The organism is Neisseria sp. P0021.S007, from assembly GCF_051956855.1.
The window spans coordinates 1-702 of the sequence record NZ_JBQCXA010000498.1; the positions used below are offsets into that span (position 1 = coordinate 1).

1 protein-coding gene is annotated in these 702 nt (G+C 47.4%); it reads right to left on the minus strand.

Features of this window, described 5'->3' with window-relative positions:
- A partial coding sequence (locus tag ACTHUR_RS14235) for a CRISPR-associated endonuclease Cas3'' (protein WP_440399206.1) occupies positions 1–656 on the minus strand: 656 nt, incomplete at its 3' end.
- Positions 657–702: the final 46 nt, after the last annotated feature.

A 702-nucleotide genomic window follows, 5' to 3' on the forward strand; every position in this document is an offset into this window, starting at 1 on the left:
TTGATGAATTGATTGAAATTGTGTTGTAAGGCGTTTAAATCGGGATAACCGCCTCGCTCGACGGCTTTGTTTTCTAGGTTTGAATAAAAGGCTTCGGTGTCGAGATAATCGGCATCCACCAAGCAGGAATAGAGCATTCGGGTGAAGAAGGCGTAGGAGAAAAAAGGATGATGCGCGTCGGCTTTGAGTAGCGGTGCGGACAGGGCTTGAGGGAGCTTGATTTCTTGTTGCCACAGATTATCGAGAGCGGGAATATCTTCGCCAAATTGCAAAGCTAGACGCTGTTTCAAAGTACTGCGGTTATCGCCCTCACCACATCCATTAGCCAACCCTGCATGATGCCCCGCAATGCAAAACACCATTAACTTACCGATAACATTTCCCCAAAGCTCAACGGCAATTTTGGCTCCGGCGGTAGCATGATCGACTGATGCGCCGCCATGCAATCGGCGGTTAAAGGCTTCTGAATATTTCCCTAAGTCATGCAGCTGTCCCGTCTGGCAGGCCTGTTCCTGCGCCCCGAATACTCGCGCAAACTCCGCCGCCATTTCGCCAACATTTACCGAATGGCTTTGCAAGGTTTGCCAATGTTCGTAAGGCAAGAGATTGCCGAGTTTATCTTGCGCGGAATGGGCGTAGTAAATTAGGGGTTTCATATTGAAATTCTAAAAAATTCAAATTGATACATATGCAATGATAATA